Genomic DNA, 15,304 nt, shown 5'->3' on the forward strand with positions numbered 1-15,304 from the left:
ACGCTTCTGGACCGGGAAGTGCCAGCCACACTTGAAAGCCCGACAGGAACTGGATATTCTGTTTTTATACAGGTACTTCCAGGGAGTGTTGGTCTCGATAGTTGCGAGTCCGCGCAACGATGTCTTCGTCGTTCCGGCCGCGGGGGATGCGGTGCTGTGCCAGCGCGCGGCACGGCTTGTGCTCCGTTACACGCGGCAGGACTGTCCGAACCTGGTCGATGCAGGCCCTACAGGGCGAGGGGTTGAAAAGCCTTCCCGTGCGTCGCCGTCAGGATCGGCTTCCAGCGTCGGATCGGCAACCGCCTTGCGCAGCCGGTCCTTCTTCTGGAGGTCCATCCACTGGCGCAGCCGGTCCCGGCTCATGCCGCCGAGCTGCAATAGGTCAGCGCGGAAACGCCGATCTGGCGCCATCGTCCTTCCCTGGCCGCGCAGCACTTCAACCCGCCGCAACTTCGGCTTGTGCCGCTTCCGTGCCATTGCGCCCCGTGCTTCATGGCCGGAACCATCTTCCAGGATGGACCCGTTCAAGGGAGGTGGATCGGTCGCGGACGATTGCATCCCTGCTCCGGGCGCGTTAGTTGCAATGACTACCAGTCGCCATTGCCCGCATTGGAGGGACGATCCCGTGGATATCGCAAACCCGCTTCAGACCCTTATTGCTGACCTGCAGGGCCTGCATTTCAGCGACTACGAATCCCGTGCCTATCTGGGGTTGCTGAAGATCCAGCCCGCGACCGCCTATGAGGTGGCCAAGGAAGCGGGGCTTCCCAAGGCGAATGCCTATTCGGTGCTGGAAAGCCTGGTTCGGAAGGAGGCGGTGCAGCCGGTTTCCGAAAGCCCGGTCCGCTATACCGCGACGCCGCCGGACGTGCTGCTGTCGGCCATCGTCGAGACGACCGAGCGGCGCGCGGCCCGGATCAAGGAAGGGATCAGCAAGCTCGGCAATGTGCCGCAGCAGGAATATGTCTGGTCGATGACCGGGGCGCATGCCATCAACTCGCGCATCTCGCAGATGATCGACGCCTCGACCACGCATCTCTGGATCAAGGGGTCGGAGGACAATCTCGAAGGGCATCTCGACCAACTCGAGGCGGCCGCGCGGCGCGGGGTGGACGTGCTGATCGTGCTGTTCGGCACCAAGGTCGAGCAGTTCTCCTGCGGGGGCCGCATCACGGTCATGCTGCACGAGGGCAACGGAATTCCGGTGGCGATGGCCCCCTATCTGATCAGCATCACCCGCGATTTCGAGGAGGCGCTGGTGGCCGAGTTCGGCAGCCAGCCGCACGGTTCCTATACGCGCAACAAGCCCCTGGTGAACATCTTCGACAGCCTGATCCGGCACGAGATCTATTTTTGCGAGATCTTCGCCATCTTCGGCGACGAGATCCAGAACCGCTTCGGCCCGGCCCTGTTCGAGCTGCGGCAGAAATACCTTCCCCCTCCGCAGGTCGAGACGCTTCGCAAGCTGATCGGCGTTGGGGACGACGCGAACCCCTGAGGCCCGCGCCGCATTGGATAGCGACGCCGGGTCCCTGCCGTTACCCGCAAGCGCCGCGCATGGCGGATGACCGGCGGTCGTCCTGTCCGTTGCGCGGCGGCCCTGGCGGATTTCCTGCAGGCCGATCCGCTGTCCGGCATGCCGGCGGATGGCGGGGGCCGCGGCCAGCGGTCCCGCCCCTGGTGCTATTGCAGCAGGCCCAGATCGGTAAGCGAGGCCCTGAGCCGGTCGCGCTCGGTCGCAAGGAAGGTCATCGTCTCGTCGTGGCCCTTGACGTTTTCGGTCCAGTAATTCTCCGCGACTTCCTTTTTCCAGGCGTCGGTCGCGGCCATCTTCTGCAAGGCATCCTCCCAGAAGGCGATCTGCTCGGGCTCCATGCCTTGCGGGCCGATCACGCCGCGGAACGGGCCATAGACCACGTCATAGCCGAGTTCGGTCCATGTCGGCACATCCGACAGCGCCCCGCCCAGCCGCTCGGGCGCACTCACCGCCAGGCATTTCACGTCGCCCGACCGGACATATTCCGCAAAGCTCGCGGCGGGGGCGATGGAAAAGTCGATATGCCGGCCAAGAAGCGCCGTCACCGCCTCGGACGCGCCCTTGAAGATCACGGTCTTGGGTTTCATCACGTCGAAGCCCACCGCCCCGGCAAGCTGCGCGAAGGCCACGTGGTTGTGGTTGCCCGGCGTGGTGGCGAAGCCGAAGCGGATCGCCTCGGGCTTTTCCTTCAGCGCCGCGACCAGATCCGCGGCGGTTTCCAGGTCGCTGTCGGCATGGACGGCAAAGCAGAGATATTCCGAAACCAGCGTCGCGATGGGGGTCAGGGCCTCGAAGGTCATGGGCGAGGTGCCCCGCAGCTCGTCGGTCAGGATGTTGGGCGAGGTGATCGAGATATAGTGCATGTCGCCCGGATGCCGGTTCATCGAGGCGAGGCCGACCGCCCCGCCGGCGCCGGGCTGGTTGATGACGTTGATCGGCTGGCCGACGATGCCGTCCTCCAGCACGCGCTCGATCGCTCGGGCGGTGCGGTCGAAGCCGCCGCCGGGCGAGGCGCCCACGATGATCTCGATCACGCGAGTCGGCTCGGCAGCCTGTGCGGCGGCGGCACTTGTGGCCACGGCCAGGGCCATTGCAACGATGCGGCTGAATGCAGCCATGGTGTCCTCCTATTGGGTTTGCGGTCTTTTTTCCTTTTTCGCCGCGCGCCGAAGCGCACGGTTCCGCGGGCTCATCAGCCGGGTGGCGGGCAGGATCGCCGCCAGCAGCACAAGAAGCGCGCTGAGGCCAAGGAACACCGCCGCGATGCCGCTGGGCACCAGCCCGGCCGGATCGCCGTCCGACAGGGAAAGCGCCTGGCGCAGCGATTGTTCCAGGCCGCCGCCCAGGGCGACCGCCAGCACCAGCGGGGCCAGCGGCACCTGCGCGCTGCGCAGCAGGAAGCCGATGACGCCGAAGACCAGCGCCACCTGGATGTCGAAGACGTTGTTGTTCAGCGAATAGGCCCCGGTGACGGCCAGCAGCAGGATGATCGCGTTGAGCGGCGCGCCGGGCATCATCAGCATCCGCACGAAGACGCCGATGAAGGGAATGTTGAGGATCACGAGCACCACGTTCGCGACATAGAGGCTGCCGATGATGCCCCAGACCAGGTCGGGATTTTCGGTGAAGAGATGCGGGCCCGGCTGGATGCCGAAGATCATCAGCGCCCCCAGCAGGATCGCCGTCGCCGACGATCCGGGCAGGCCCAGGGTGAAAAGCGGGATCAGCGCGCCGCCGACGCTGGCATTGTTCGCGGCCTCGGGGCCGGCCACGCCCTCGATCGCGCCCTTGCCGAATTCTTCGGGGTGGCGGCTCGACCGGCGCTCGGCGGCATAGGAAAGAAGCGTCGCCACCGCCCCGCCCGCGCCCGGCACGACCCCCACCATGAAGCCGATGACCGAGCCGCGCAGGAAGGAAAAGCGGCAGCGCTTCCATTCGGAGGGCTCCATCCACAGCCGTCCGACCGTCTCGACCTTGCCCCAGCGCCGGGCCATGATCTCCTGGATGTTGGTAAAGACCTCGGAGATGCCGAAAAGGCCGATGATCACCGCGATGAGGCTGATCCCGTCGAAAAGGTTCGGCGAGTTCATGGTAAAGCGCGCCGCGCCGCTTTGCAGGTCGATGCCGACGGTGGCGATCATCAGGCCGATCACGATGGCCATGAGCCCCTTGACGGCCGCGCCCTGCATCAGCGTGGCGGTCGCGATCAGCGCAAAGGTCATCAGCGCGAAATATTCCGCAGGCCCGAAGCGCAGGGCGAAGCGCGCGATGGGCTCGGCCAGGAAGGTAAGCCCGACAAGCCCGACGCTTCCCCCGATGAACGAGGCGACGGCGGCGCAGAAAAGCGCGGCACCCCCGCGCCCGCGCCGCGCCATCGGGTTGCCGTCGAGCATGGTGATGACCGACGAGACGTCGCCCGGCGTGTTGAGCAGGATCGACGAGATCGAGCCCCCGTACATCGAGCCGAAATAGATGCCGCAAAGCATGATCATGCCGCCCGTCGGGTCGAGCCCGTAGGTCAGCGGCAGCAGCAGCGCGATGCCGGTCGAGGGGCCGAGGCCGGGCAGCATCCCGATCCAGGTGCCCACGAACGCCCCGATCAGGACATAGACGAAGTTCCAGCCGGAAAAAGCGGTGGCGATGCCCGTGGCAAGAAAGGCGATGGTGTCCATCAGAAGATCCTCCCCAGCATGGTCGGCGGGAAATAGGTCTGCAGAAGCACCGTGAAGACGACATAGAACAGCAGGGTCAGGCCCGCCGCGTATAGCAGCGCAAGGCGCAGCGGCTCGCGCAGCGTCAGCAGGAAGCCCAGGAACAGCAGGAAGCTTGTCGCCGCATAGCCGACGACCGGCAAGAGCAGGATGAAGCCCAGGACCAGCGCCGCGCAGATCGCGATGGCGACAAGGGTCGCAAGCGGCGTGGCCGGCGCCTGCCGGGCCGAGGGCTGCACCAGCGTGATGATCGAGAACAGGATCAGCAGCGCACCGAGGATCTGCGGAAAGGCCCGCGGTCCCAGCGGGTCGCCGAAACTGCCCTGCGCAATGCCGAGGGAAGCCGAGAGATAGAGCCCGGCCACGGCGATGCAGATCAGGGCAACCACCCTGTCGATGCCAAGAACATGTCTCATGGTCTTCTCCCTTCGTCCTGCGTCGCCAGGGGCTCGGCCAGGAAGGCGATATGCCGATCCCAGCCGCTGTCCTGGTCGGGGCAATCGATGCGATAATGGGCGCCGCGGGATTCCGTCCGCGTGCCGCTTGCCTGGAGGATCAGGCGCGAAAGCACATACATGGCGTCGAGCGAGAAGCCCTCGACAGGGCCCGCCCCGGCCAGCGCCGCCTCGACCAGGGGGGCGAGGGCGGCGTGGCGGGCCAGCGCCCGCTCGACTGCGGCGCCCGTCCGCTCGATCCCCGCCCCTTCGACGAGGATCGCCCGGATCTCGGCCTTCAGCGCTGCGTGGTCCCTTGCGGCTGCGGCCCCGCCGGGCAGCCGGATGCCGATCGTGTCGGACCGGGGCCGGCCGTTCGGGCGCCGCGGATCCTCGGCGATCAGGCAACGCACCATCCGCGGCGGAAAGTCGAAGCGCAAGGGCCGCGGGCCGGCCGTCCGGGCATGGTCCGCCGCGCTGCGGCCGGCGCGGATGCCAAAGACCGCGGCCTCCGTCAGCCCGTTGCTGTTCAGCCGCGTCGCGCCGTGAAGGCCGGCGGTGATCTCGCCCGCCGCGAAAAGCCCCGGCACGGCGGTGCGCCCGTCGATGTCGGCCACGACGCCGCCCATGGCAAAATGCACATCGGGCGCCACCTCGACGCGCTCGCGATAGGGGTCGATGCCGACCTTCGCGATCGCCCGCAGGAAGCGGCCGGAAACCTGCGCCACCGCCTCGCGGTCGGTTTCGGAAATATCCACCCAGACGGCGCCGTGTTCCGTGCCGCGCCCCTCGCTCACCTCGCGGAAAATCGCCCGCGAAAGCACGTCGCGGGTCGCCGCCTCCATCCGCTCGGGGTCGTAGCGGTGCATGAACCGCTCGCCCCTGGCATTCAGCAGCTTGACGCCGGGCTGGGCCATCAGCCCGCCGCCCGTGCTGGTGCCCCGCACCTGCGGCGGCCAGGCAAGCGAGGTGGGGGTGAACTGCACGAATTCCAGGTCGGTCAGCACCGCCCCGGCCTTCAGCGCGAGGTAATAGCCGCTGCCGTCCGCCAGGTCGTGGTTGCTGGTGACTGGAAATATCCGTCCCATGCCGCCGCAGGCCAGCAGCACCGCCCCCGCCTCGATCGCAAGCCAGCCGTCGGGACCATGGCAGAGCAGCCCCGCCGCCGCCCCCTCGGCGTCCTTCAGCACTTCGATGGCGGTGGTATGGCCGACAAGCCCTATCCCCGCCTCGGTCGCGCGTTCGATAAGCGTCGTCATCAGCCCGACCGCCCCCCCGCCCTCGCAGCGGACCGAGCGCGCGCGGGAATGTCCGGGGGCGGGGTAAAGGGCAAGGTCGCCGTCCTTCCGGTGGAAGGCCACGCCGAGCGACTCGAGCTTGCGGATCGCGGGCCCGGCCTCGGCCACGAAGGTCCGGGCAATATCGTCAAAGGCAAGGCCGCGGGCGGTCCGGCGGATGTCCTGCAAATGCAGTTCGGGCGTATCCTCAGGGTCCACGCCCGTCACCGCCGCAAGGCCGCCGCTCGCAAGCCAGCTGTTGGCGGACTTGCCGATCTCACCCTGGGCGACCAGGGTCACGGCCGCCCCGGCTTCGCGTGCGGTAATGGCGGCAAGCAGCCCTGCAAGGCCCGAGCCCACCACCACGACGTCGGCGCTTGCACGCGCCGCTTCGGTTATCACCACGTTTTCCTCCCCGATCTTTGGCCGGCCTCCCCGCCGGCGCTTGGTTGTCGCGCCTAAACCTCCAGTCCTGCGCGCAGTTCCTCGATCCTTGCGCGCGGGGCGAACAGGTCGCCCGCCATCAGCAGCCGCGCCGTTCGCTCGACCGCGGCGCTTTCGATGCGCCAGCCGTCCGCGGTCCGCGCCACCTGGGCCGAGACGGTCAGCACGCCCGCCGGATGGCCAAGCCGGGTCCGGTCGTCCCCGGCGCGGCACAGTTCCTGGACGATGCTTCCCGGCAGGCGGCTGGCCACCGCCGAGCAGACCGCCCCGGTCACGGCAAGCGTGTTGTGCGGCTTCTGCATGGCCAGTTGCCGGACGCAGACATCCATGCTCTCGGCGCTCACCGGACCATCCTGCGCGGCATAATCCTGCGGCGGGCCGACCATGATGACGCGCGGAATGTTGGGCGAGCGAAGCGTCGCCTCTTCGGGCCGGTCCACGAGGCCAAGGACGGTCGCCGCCCAGCCCCTGATCGCCTCCAGCTCGGCCATCAGGGCGGGATTGGCGCTGATCTCGGCGGGGCTTTCGGCACCCGTCGCCCCCAGCGCCCTGGCCGGGACGAAGACGAAGGGCGTCGCCGCATCCACGAAGGACACCGGCACCTCGCGTTCGCCCAGCCGGACCATGTCGCGGACCGATCCGGTGGGCAGCAGCCTGCCGCTGACCGCGCCCGCGCAATCGCCGAAATCAAGCGCGATGGCCGAGCCGGTGCCGGGCACGCCCGGTATGCGCGCCTCTCCCTCGATGCAGGGGCGGCCCTTTTCGACGCGAAAGCGCGCGGTGACGACCTGGCCCGTGTTCGTGGTGTGGATCCGCACCGACATCTCGGGCTCCCGCGGGGCGATCATGCCGCGCAATACCGCGAAGGGGCCGACCGCGGCCAGCATATTGCCGCAATTGCCGCCCGCGCTGACCATCGGCCGGTCGATGCCCACCTGCAGGAAGGTATAGTCGAGGTCCGCGTCAGGGCGGGCCGAGCGGCCGACGACCGCCGCCTTGCTGGTCAGCGGGTCGGCGCCGCCGATTCCGTCGATCTGCCGACGGTCGGGCGAGCCGTAGCAGGCCAGCAGGAGCGCGTCGCGCTCCTGCCGGTCCGCAGGAAGATCCTCTTGCAGGAAGAAGGCCCCCCGGCTCGATCCGCCCCGCATGAAAAGGGCGCGGACCGAGACCTGTTGCGGATCGCTTATCGCGCCCGCCGCTTCTTGTGCGGAAACCTGGGGCATGGCCGCCTCAGGCTGCCCGCAGCGCGGGCTTGCGGTCGGGTGCGACCGTAAGCGCGGGTATGACGCCCGCATCGCTTTCGGTCTCCAGCGCCATCAGGCGGCGGCTGATGTCCGCGATCCTGTCCTCGTCCAGCACCAGCCCGGCGGTGGTCAGGAACTTGCGCTCCAGCTCCTCCGCGGTCAGCGGGTTGGTGGGCTCGCCGCGCGGCTCGTCGCTGCGGTGGACAAGGCTGCGCCCGTCCTTCAGCCCCAGCGTCACCACCGCCTGCCGGCCGCCCACGCCGAAGTCCGGCTCGGCCTCCAGCACCACCCTGGCCGCGAGGTCGTGGATCGATTGGTCGGCATAGCCGTCCCAATAGTCGCGCAGCCCGTTTCCGCCCCGTGCCAGCGCCAGCGCCACGCCGAACTGGGTGCTGCCCATCGCCGCGTTCAGGCTGGGGCAGGGGAACTTCGACGCCTGCCGGATGGCAAGGCCGCTCATCTTCACCGTGATCGTGTCGATCTCGTCCAGCGTGATCCCCTCGTCATGGAAAAGCTGCGCGAGGTCGATCGGGCCATGCGCATAGCGGCAGGCGGCATGGGGCTTGAAGCCCACCTCCATGATCGCGAACTCGGTGCCGAACCCGTCGAGCAGGTCCGAGGCGCGGACGCTGTCGGTGAAGGCGTTGAGGAAGCCCTCCTTCGATTCCAGCGCCTTTTTCGGCCCCGTGAAGCCCCGGCGCGCCATGACCCCGGCCAGCACGCCGTTGAAGGCGCCCTTGCCGGGACCAAAGGGCTTGGCCATGCAGGGATCGTCCAGATAGGACTGGATGCCGCTCGACTGCATCGCGGCCAGGCCGATGGCATTGGCGATGCCTTCCTCGTCGCAGCCCAGGAGGCGGGCGGTGATGACGGCCGCGCCCATCAGCGAAACGGTCGAGGTGGTGTGATAGCCGCGATGGCGGTGGCCGGGGTTGATCGCCTTGGCGACCCGGATCGCGATCTCGTAGCCCGCGACGACCGCGGCGACCAGATCCTCGCCCTTCGCGTGGCTGACCTCGGCCGCGGCAAAGGCCGCGGGGATAAGCACCGATCCGGCCTTGATCAGGCCCGAGCCATGCGCGTCGTCGAGTTCCACGCCGTGCCCCATCGCGCCGTTGCAAAAGGCGGCCAGCGGCGCCGGCACCTTGTCGCCATAGCCGACGATCGTGCTTTCGGGCTTGCCGCCCCATTCCTGCACGAGCTGCGTGATGGCGATCGCCGCCTCGCTGATGGCCGAGGCGGCAATCTGGTTGCCGACGCCATCGCGGATGATGAGCTTGGCCTTCTGCTGCACCGGGGCCGGCAGGTCTTGATAGCGCAGGTTCGCGGCCAGCTTCGCAAAGCGGCGCGTCAGGCCCTGGAGATCGGCTGTATCGCGGATGTGTTCGTTCATCGGCTCTTCCTTCGATTGAGTGTCTGGCAGGTGAGGGATGTGGTAGTTTCTAGCGCTGCGGCTATTGATGGTATTTATAACTACTATCATTTGCACCGCCCTGTCAACGACGAGCAGCCGTTTTGCCGATCATGGGTCAAGGATTTGAAAAAACTTGGTTTCCAAGCGGCCAGTTCCAGCCCGTATCCGGGTTGCCGGACAATCTTGCGCTTTTAGGTGGTAGTAACTACAACCATTAAAGGGAATCAGGAGGCCCCATGTGCGACCGTTCCATCCTCGGGCCCTTGCCGGGGGCTGGTCCCGGCGGACCATGGCGCGGTCGCGGGGGCACGGGCTTGGGGAATATCGCAAGATGCAACATCAGATGCCGGGCGAGGCCGCGACTTCGGCGGAGGGGGTGACGCCGCTCAAGCTGTTCCTCGGCTTCGCCTCCATCGGCTTCGTGGGCTTCGGGGGCGTGATGCCCTGGGTGCGATGGCTGGTGGTGGACCGCAAGAGCTGGTGCAGCGCCGAGGAGTTCGACAATCTCTTCGCCTTGGCGAGCTTCCTGCCGGGCGGCAACGTGCTGGGCGTGTCGGTGATGGTGGGCGGACGGCTGGCCGGGCGGCGAGGCTCGCTTGCGGCGGTGCTGGGGCTCGTGGCGCCGCCGGCCGTGCTTGTCTGCCTCATGGCCGAACTCTATCGCCGGCACCAGCATCTCGAGGCGGTGCAGGGCATGATCGGCGCGCTGGCCTCGGCGGCGGCCGGGCTGATCGTGGCCATGGGGCTGCGCATGGTCTGGCCGATGCGGCGCAGCCCGCGGGCCCTGGCCATCGTCCTGGTGGTCGTGGTCGCGGCCGGGCTCCTGCGGCTGCCGCTGGTCTGGATCCTCCTGACGATCCTGCCGGCCAGCCTGCTTGCCGCCCGCCTGGTCGCAAGGTGACGGCCGATGGAGAATCCCGTCGCCCTGCTGACGCTGAAGATCCTTTTCCTCTCCTGCATCGCGGTCGGGGGCTTCATCGCGACGGTGCCGGAACTGAACCGCTTTGCCGTGCAGGTGCAGGGCTGGATGAGCGACGGGACATTCGCCACGCTCTTTGCCCTGTCCCAAGCCTCGCCCGGCCCCAACCTGATCATCGCGACCCTTGTCGGATGGGAGGTCGCGGGCTTTGCGGGCGCCGTACTGGCCACGGCCGCGACCTGCCTGCCGACGCTGGTGATCGCCTATCAGGCGATGCGTTTGCGCGCCCATCACGGCCGCGCCCGCTGGTTCTTGCTGGTGGAGCGGGCGATCCTTCCGATCGCCGTCGGGCTGATCCTTGCCTGTCAATCGGCACGCAACTTTGACCCCCTTTCGGCGCCCAATAATGACCCCGCTTGGTCAGCACGGGTAGCTGGCCCGATGCGGTGTAGCCTCCATACAGCGCAACCGGATCGGGCCAGCGGCGTCTCGGTCATTCCCGCGTCTTGAAGCGCCAGCTCTCGTTGCCGGTCTCGACGATGTCACAGTGATGGGTCAGTCGGTCGAGGAGCGCCGTTGTCATCTTCGCGTCTCCGAAGACGGTCGGCCATTCGCCGAAGTCGAGGTTCGTCGTCACGATGATCGAGGTGCGTTCGTAAAGGCGACTGATGAGGTGGAACAGGAGCTGGCCACCCGTCTGGGCGAACGGCAGATATCCCAACTCGTCGAGGATCAGGAAGTCGAGGCGGCACAGGAGATCCGCAGTGCGTCCCTGTCGGTCGGCGCGGGCTTCGGCGTCCAGCTTGTTCACCAGGTCCACGACGTTGAAGAAGCGGCCGCGCTTGCCACGGCGGATGCAGGCCCGGGCGATGCTGACGGCAAGGTGGGATTTGCCGGTCCCGGTGCCGCCGATGAGGACGACGTTACGCTGATGCTCGAGGAACTCTCCGGAGGCCAGATCGCGCACCAGCGTTTCGTTTACGGGCGTGTCTTCGAAGCTGAACTCGTCGACTTCCTTGGCCAAGGGCAGCTTGGCGATGGTCATCTGGTATTTGATCGAGCGAGCTTGTTTCTCGCTGATCTCGGCGTTCAGCAGGTCGCCCACGATTTGCTGCGGTTCGTGCTGTCGCTTCACCGCCGTGGCGATGATCTCATCGTAGGCGGCCTTCATGCCGTAGAGCTTCAACTGGCCCATCGCGTCCAGCACCTGTGATCTTTCCATGGCGGGGTCTCCTGAGGCTGTCGTAGCGTTTGCAGTCGGCCACGGGCTCGCAGGTCAGGCGCAACGCGTCCGGCGTGGCGATGGTCAACGGAGGTGGTGGCTCGCGATGTCGGGCCAGGATGTTCAGAACGACCGATGCCGCCGGGGCGCCTTCGGTCAGGGCCTCGACGCAGGCAGCCTCGACGGCTTCCAGTCCATCCGTTGGGATCATGCTCAGGATCTGGACCATCTGACGGTCACCGTTCGGCACGCGCCCCAGCTTACGCTGGACGCGTCGTATCGCCGGCGGCAGTTCCCATTCCTTGAAGGGAGCGCCGTTTCGAAGGGCGCCGGGCTTGCGGGCCAGCACCGGGATGTAGTGCAGCGGGTCATAGATGGCCTTGTCGCGCCCGAAGGCGCGGTCGTGCCGGCCGACGATCTTGCCGTCCTGCCAGACCTCGACCCGCTCGGCATAGGCGCGGATCTCGACCGGACGGCCGACGGCGCGACCATCGACCGAGTAGCGGTTCTTGTCGAACCTAACGAGGCAGGTCTTGGACACCGAGGCCGGCACGGCATGGAATCCGTCGAAAGGGCCGACGTAGGGCACCAGGCTCGCCCGCTCATCCTGGAACACGTCCCAGATTGTCCGATCACGCAATTCCTGGTGCGGATGGGCCTTGGCCCAGGCAATACAGCGATCCTGAAGCCAGGCGTTGAGTTCCGCGTAGCTCTTGAAGCGCGGCCGCGGCACGAAGAACCGCCGCCGGACAACGCCAACCTGGTTCTCTACTTGTCCCTTCTCCCAGCCGGACGCGGGGGTGCAGGCGACGGGATCGACAAGGTAGTGTCCGCACATCTGCTGGAACCGGCGATTATACGCGCGGTCGCGGCCGACGAAGATCGTGTCCACCGCCGTCTTCATGTTGTCGTAGATCCCACGCGCACAGGCGCCGCCGAAGAAGGCAAAGGCCTTGTCATGGGCATCGAACACCATTTCCTGCGTCTCTCGCGGGTAGGCCCGGACGAACAGCATCCGGCTATGACAAAGCCGGACGTGAGCCACCTTCACCGTGGTGGTCACGCCGTCGATCAGAACGACCTCGTGACTCCAGTCGAACTGGTAGGCTTCACCCGGATCGAAGCTCAGTGGCACATAGGCGGCGGCTGACGCTTCCTGCTCCGCCTGCGACCACGAAGCCGCATAGCGTCGGACCGCGTCGTAGCCGCCGTCATATCCGAGGGCCCTGAGCTCTTCGAAAATCCGGATGCGGGTCAGCCGCTCGCGCTTCGGCTTGCGCGCATTCGCCGCCAGCATCTCGTCGAGCTTGCCTTTCCAGGGACCGATCTTCGGCTGCGGTTGGACGGTTCGCTCGTAAGTCATCTCCGTTGCGCCGGACCGGATCACCTTCCGAACCGTGTTCCGCGATACCCGCAGCTCTCGGCAGATATGCTTGATCGACTTCTTGTCCTGGAAATACGCCCGGCGGATCTTCGCAATCGTCTCCACAACCAGCATCCCACACTGTGCCCCCCGATAGCCTCGGAGGCATCATGACCATCAGCGTAAGGGGGGTCATTTTTGGAAGCCGATTACCCCGTTACGGGGTCAATTTTGCACGCCGGTTCACAAATACGGGGCATTGTCCGTTCCCGAGGGGCATCTCGCCGTCGATTTCACGATCCATGCCGACAGGCTGCTCATGGCCTGGACGGAAACGAACGGTCCCGCGACCCCGGCCGAGGATCGGGTCGCAGGCTTCGGCTCGACCCTGGAAAGCGCGGCGGTCGCCGGGGTCGAAGGCGAACTGCGGCGCGAGTGGAGGGCCGATGGCCTTGCCATCACGCTGGAGGTTCCGCTGCGGCGCCTGGCCGGGTGACTGTTCGCCCGCCCGATTTCCACCGCCCCATAACCGGCCGCCCCACCGCGCTGTCGCGCAGGGCCGGGGAGGTCTTTCGCGAAGGTTCCTCGCCAAGACGACATTGTTCCCGGCAAAGCGCGCCCCGCGCCGCAAGGGCTTGCAGGGGGATCTGCGTTTCGGTGACAGCCCTCGGCCGTAGCTGCGCTGCTGGTGGCTAGCTTTCGGGCGGAAGCAGGACGCTTCTGCGGGAACCTGACGGCGGGCCTGCGGCAGGCTATGCTGTTGGGAGGGCGTGATGAGCGCTGATCACGTCCGAGCCGGTGGCGAACCCGCGCCAGTTCCCGTGGCGGGCTTTCAAGGGCGGCCGGGTCGTCGAGCGGCAGGGCGGGCTGGCACAGCACCGGCGCCAGCATCGCGGGCTCCAGCATCATCGACAGGGCGAAACTGCCGGTAAAGCACATGCCCACCGCGCCCACGCCGGGCCCGCCGCATTCCGCCTGCGCCAGCCGCGCCAGCGATCGCAGCCATGCCGTGACCGGGCTTGCCCCCTGTCCGGTCAGGGTGCGGAACGCGACCGCGGTGCAGGCGCGCCTGAAGATGCTTGCGCCGGCCTCGGCGGTGCCTTCGGCGCCGAACAGCGAGGGCAGCCAGACGGTGAAACCCGCATCGCGCAGCCAGCGGGCAAAGCGGACGACCTGTGGGCTGAGGCCGGGCATTTCCTGCATCACGGTCACCGCGGGCCCTTGCCCGCCGACATGCACCCGGCGGGTTTCGCCGGCAAGCGTGAGGTCGCGCGGGGCGAAGTCGCCCATCCTGTCGTCGCGCATCCGCCCGTCCTCAGCTTGCCCCGGCCAGCAGGCGGGCCGGCGCCTCGGGGCATTGCGCGACGACGCGGTAGCGGTCCTGCGACATCGGCGCGACCACCAGCGTGCCGCCGGCCGAGAAGAACAGCGTCACCTCGTCTTTCGGAATCGGCCTGCCCATCCGCACGTCGGCCAGCATGAACGAGCCATGGGTCTTGCCCGGAAAGGCGATGCCGGCCTGGTCGCGAACCGTGCTGTTCTGCCCGTCCGCGCCGACGGCGTAACGGGTCGCGATCCTGCGGCCATCGACCAGGGTCACGACCGCCCCGTCCGCCGCGGTCTCGATCCGCTCTGCCGCGGCGGGGCGCAGCACGCAATGGCCCAGACCGGCCAGCCGTTGGGTCAGGATGGCCTCGGTTTCGTCCTGCGGGATCATCAGCGCAAAGGGCAGCGCGTGGCGCAAGCTGCGGAAATCGGCACGCAGCAGCACCGGGTCGCGGTCGCTCGCAACTGATGGTGAACAATCATGGACCAGATGGTCGCCCTGCGCGTATTCAGGACGGTGGAGCAGGGCTCCTTCACCGGGGCGGCACGCCTGCTGAAACTCTCGCCGGCCGCCGTCAGCAAGAATATCGGCGCGCTGGAGGGCCACCTGAACGTCCGGCTGCTGAGCCTAACCGAGGCGGGAGGGCGCTATTTCGAGCAGATCGCCCGGATCCTGGATGACCTTGACGAGCCCGACCGTTCGCTCGGCCCCTTGCAGCGCCAGCCGAGCGGGCTCTTGCGTGTTAGCGCGCCGATGACCTTCACGCTCACCCCGCTTTCTGCGGCGCTATCCCGACCTGTCGCTTGACCTTCAGCTTGACCACAGGCGGGTCGATATCGTCAAGGAGGGCTTCGACCCGGCCATCCGCGGCAGCGACCGGCTGGAGGATTCAAGCCTGGTCGCCCGCCGGCTGATGACGCTGCGCCACGTCGTCTGCGCCTCGCCGGATCATTTCGCGCGTCATGGCACGCCGCGCGCGCCGCAGGATCTTGGGGCGCATGACTGCATCCAGTTCACCCTGTCGGGCCATGTCAGCGAATGGGAGTTTACCCGCGGGGCCGAGCGGATCAGGGTGCCGATCGACTGCCGCTACAAGGTAACGAGCGGCCTGGCGATCCGCGATGCCCTGCTTGCCGGTTTCGGGCTGAATCTCATTCCGCGCCAATATGTCGCCGATGACATCAGGGCCGGCCGCCTTGCTACTGCGCTCGACGACTGGACGCCGGTGCAGACCGCGATCTATGCGGTCTATCCTTCGCGCCGATACATCCTGCCGAAGGTGCGCGCCTTCGTCGCGTTCCTGGTCGAGGCCACCCGCGACGAGGCATAGCCGGCCGGGCAGGGCGCGGGGCCTATCGCATGGCCGGCTATGCGACCGATGCCGCGCGCATCCTGCGGGATGCCTGGCTGCG

General features: G+C 67.4%; 15 protein-coding genes and 1 pseudogene. 5 read left to right on the forward strand and 11 right to left on the reverse strand.

The window, feature by feature from the left end; translation table 11 throughout:
• Nucleotides 1–186: 186 nt before the first annotated feature.
• The gene (locus E3U26_RS14960; protein ID WP_449043249.1) at nt 187–558 is read right to left on the reverse strand and encodes a hypothetical protein; all 372 of its coding nucleotides are present in this window, start codon (nt 556–558) and stop codon (nt 187–189) included.
• A 67-nt stretch (nt 559–625) separates the two neighbouring features.
• Between E3U26_RS14960 and E3U26_RS14965 the strand changes: the two genes are divergently transcribed.
• Complete coding sequence (locus tag E3U26_RS14965; protein ID WP_036753071.1) at nt 626–1,498, forward strand: TrmB family transcriptional regulator; 873 nt, start codon at nt 626–628, stop codon at nt 1,496–1,498.
• A 185-nt stretch (nt 1,499–1,683) separates the two neighbouring features.
• Here E3U26_RS14965 and E3U26_RS14970 read toward each other — a convergent pair whose 3' ends face one another.
• From E3U26_RS14970 to E3U26_RS14995, 6 genes are read right to left on the reverse strand one after another with little or no spacing between them, the layout of a single operon-like run.
• Nucleotides 1,684–2,655, reverse strand: a complete 972-nt coding sequence (locus E3U26_RS14970; RefSeq protein ID WP_499106336.1) for a tripartite tricarboxylate transporter substrate binding protein — start codon at nt 2,653–2,655, stop codon at nt 1,684–1,686.
• A gap of 9 nt (nt 2,656–2,664) precedes the next feature.
• Nucleotides 2,665–4,209 (reverse strand): tripartite tricarboxylate transporter permease, encoded by a 1,545-nt coding sequence (locus E3U26_RS14975; RefSeq protein WP_499106337.1) that lies wholly within the window; start codon nt 4,207–4,209, stop codon nt 2,665–2,667.
• Complete coding sequence (locus E3U26_RS14980) at nt 4,209–4,664, reverse strand: tripartite tricarboxylate transporter TctB family protein (RefSeq protein ID WP_072463396.1); 456 nt, start codon at nt 4,662–4,664, stop codon at nt 4,209–4,211. The genes E3U26_RS14975 and E3U26_RS14980 overlap by 1 nt, the downstream gene beginning before the upstream one ends.
• Nucleotides 4,661–6,361, reverse strand: coding sequence for an L-aspartate oxidase (locus E3U26_RS14985; RefSeq protein WP_499106338.1), 1,701 nt, complete (start codon nt 6,359–6,361; stop codon nt 4,661–4,663). The genes E3U26_RS14980 and E3U26_RS14985 overlap by 4 nt, the downstream gene beginning before the upstream one ends.
• Before the next feature lie 56 nt (nt 6,362–6,417).
• Nucleotides 6,418–7,626 carry a 2-methylaconitate cis-trans isomerase PrpF family protein gene (locus tag E3U26_RS14990; protein ID WP_114535649.1) on the reverse strand — a complete coding sequence of 403 codons (1,209 nt, stop codon included), beginning with the start codon at nt 7,624–7,626 and terminating at the stop codon, nt 6,418–6,420.
• 7 nt (nt 7,627–7,633) lie between these two features.
• Nucleotides 7,634–9,040 carry an MmgE/PrpD family protein gene (locus E3U26_RS14995; RefSeq protein ID WP_036753091.1) on the reverse strand — a complete coding sequence of 469 codons (1,407 nt, stop codon included), beginning with the start codon at nt 9,038–9,040 and terminating at the stop codon, nt 7,634–7,636.
• Between the two features lie 352 nt (nt 9,041–9,392).
• Between E3U26_RS14995 and E3U26_RS15000 the strand changes: the two genes are divergently transcribed.
• Both E3U26_RS15000 and E3U26_RS15005 read left to right on the forward strand, forming a co-directional pair.
• Nucleotides 9,393–9,962 (forward strand): chromate transporter, encoded by a 570-nt coding sequence (locus E3U26_RS15000; RefSeq protein ID WP_240540645.1) that lies wholly within the window; start codon nt 9,393–9,395, stop codon nt 9,960–9,962.
• 6 nt (nt 9,963–9,968) lie between these two features.
• Entirely contained in the window at nt 9,969–10,490 is a 522-nt protein-coding gene (locus E3U26_RS15005) for a chromate transporter (RefSeq protein WP_499106339.1), read from the forward strand.
• On the opposite strand, the gene istB is transcribed toward E3U26_RS15005, so the two are convergent.
• The 4 genes and pseudogenes from istB to E3U26_RS15025 all read right to left on the reverse strand — a co-directional run bounded on the left by istB (nt 10,474) and on the right by E3U26_RS15025 (nt 14,336).
• Nucleotides 10,474–11,202, reverse strand: coding sequence for an IS21-like element ISPkr1 family helper ATPase IstB (gene istB / locus E3U26_RS15010; protein WP_024843951.1), 729 nt, complete (start codon nt 11,200–11,202; stop codon nt 10,474–10,476). The genes E3U26_RS15005 and istB overlap by 17 nt on opposite strands.
• Nucleotides 11,132–12,700 carry an IS21 family transposase gene (istA, locus tag E3U26_RS15015; protein ID WP_028717560.1) on the reverse strand — a complete coding sequence of 523 codons (1,569 nt, stop codon included), beginning with the start codon at nt 12,698–12,700 and terminating at the stop codon, nt 11,132–11,134. Before istA ends, istB begins: the two co-directional genes overlap by 71 nt.
• Nucleotides 12,701–13,348: 648 nt before the next feature.
• Nucleotides 13,349–13,870, reverse strand: a pseudogene (locus E3U26_RS15020) (dienelactone hydrolase family protein); the annotation flags it as partial.
• 10 nt (nt 13,871–13,880) lie between these two features.
• Nucleotides 13,881–14,336 carry an FAD-dependent monooxygenase gene (locus E3U26_RS15025; RefSeq protein ID WP_499106340.1) on the reverse strand — a complete coding sequence of 152 codons (456 nt, stop codon included), beginning with the start codon at nt 14,334–14,336 and terminating at the stop codon, nt 13,881–13,883.
• Nucleotides 14,337–14,372: 36 nt separating this feature from the next.
• Between E3U26_RS15025 and E3U26_RS15030 the strand changes: the two genes are divergently transcribed.
• On the forward strand, nt 14,373–14,699 hold the full coding sequence (locus E3U26_RS15030; RefSeq protein ID WP_499106342.1) for a LysR family transcriptional regulator: 327 nt from the start codon (nt 14,373–14,375) through the stop codon (nt 14,697–14,699).
• The gene (locus E3U26_RS15035; protein WP_499106355.1) at nt 14,689–15,222 is read left to right on the forward strand and encodes a substrate binding domain-containing protein; all 534 of its coding nucleotides are present in this window, start codon (nt 14,689–14,691) and stop codon (nt 15,220–15,222) included. Before E3U26_RS15030 ends, E3U26_RS15035 begins: the two co-directional genes overlap by 11 nt.
• The last annotated feature ends 82 nt before the right edge of the window (nt 15,223–15,304 follow it).

Source organism: Paracoccus ferrooxidans (genome assembly GCF_029909815.1).
Lineage (GTDB): Bacteria > Pseudomonadota > Alphaproteobacteria > Rhodobacterales > Rhodobacteraceae > Paracoccus > Paracoccus versutus.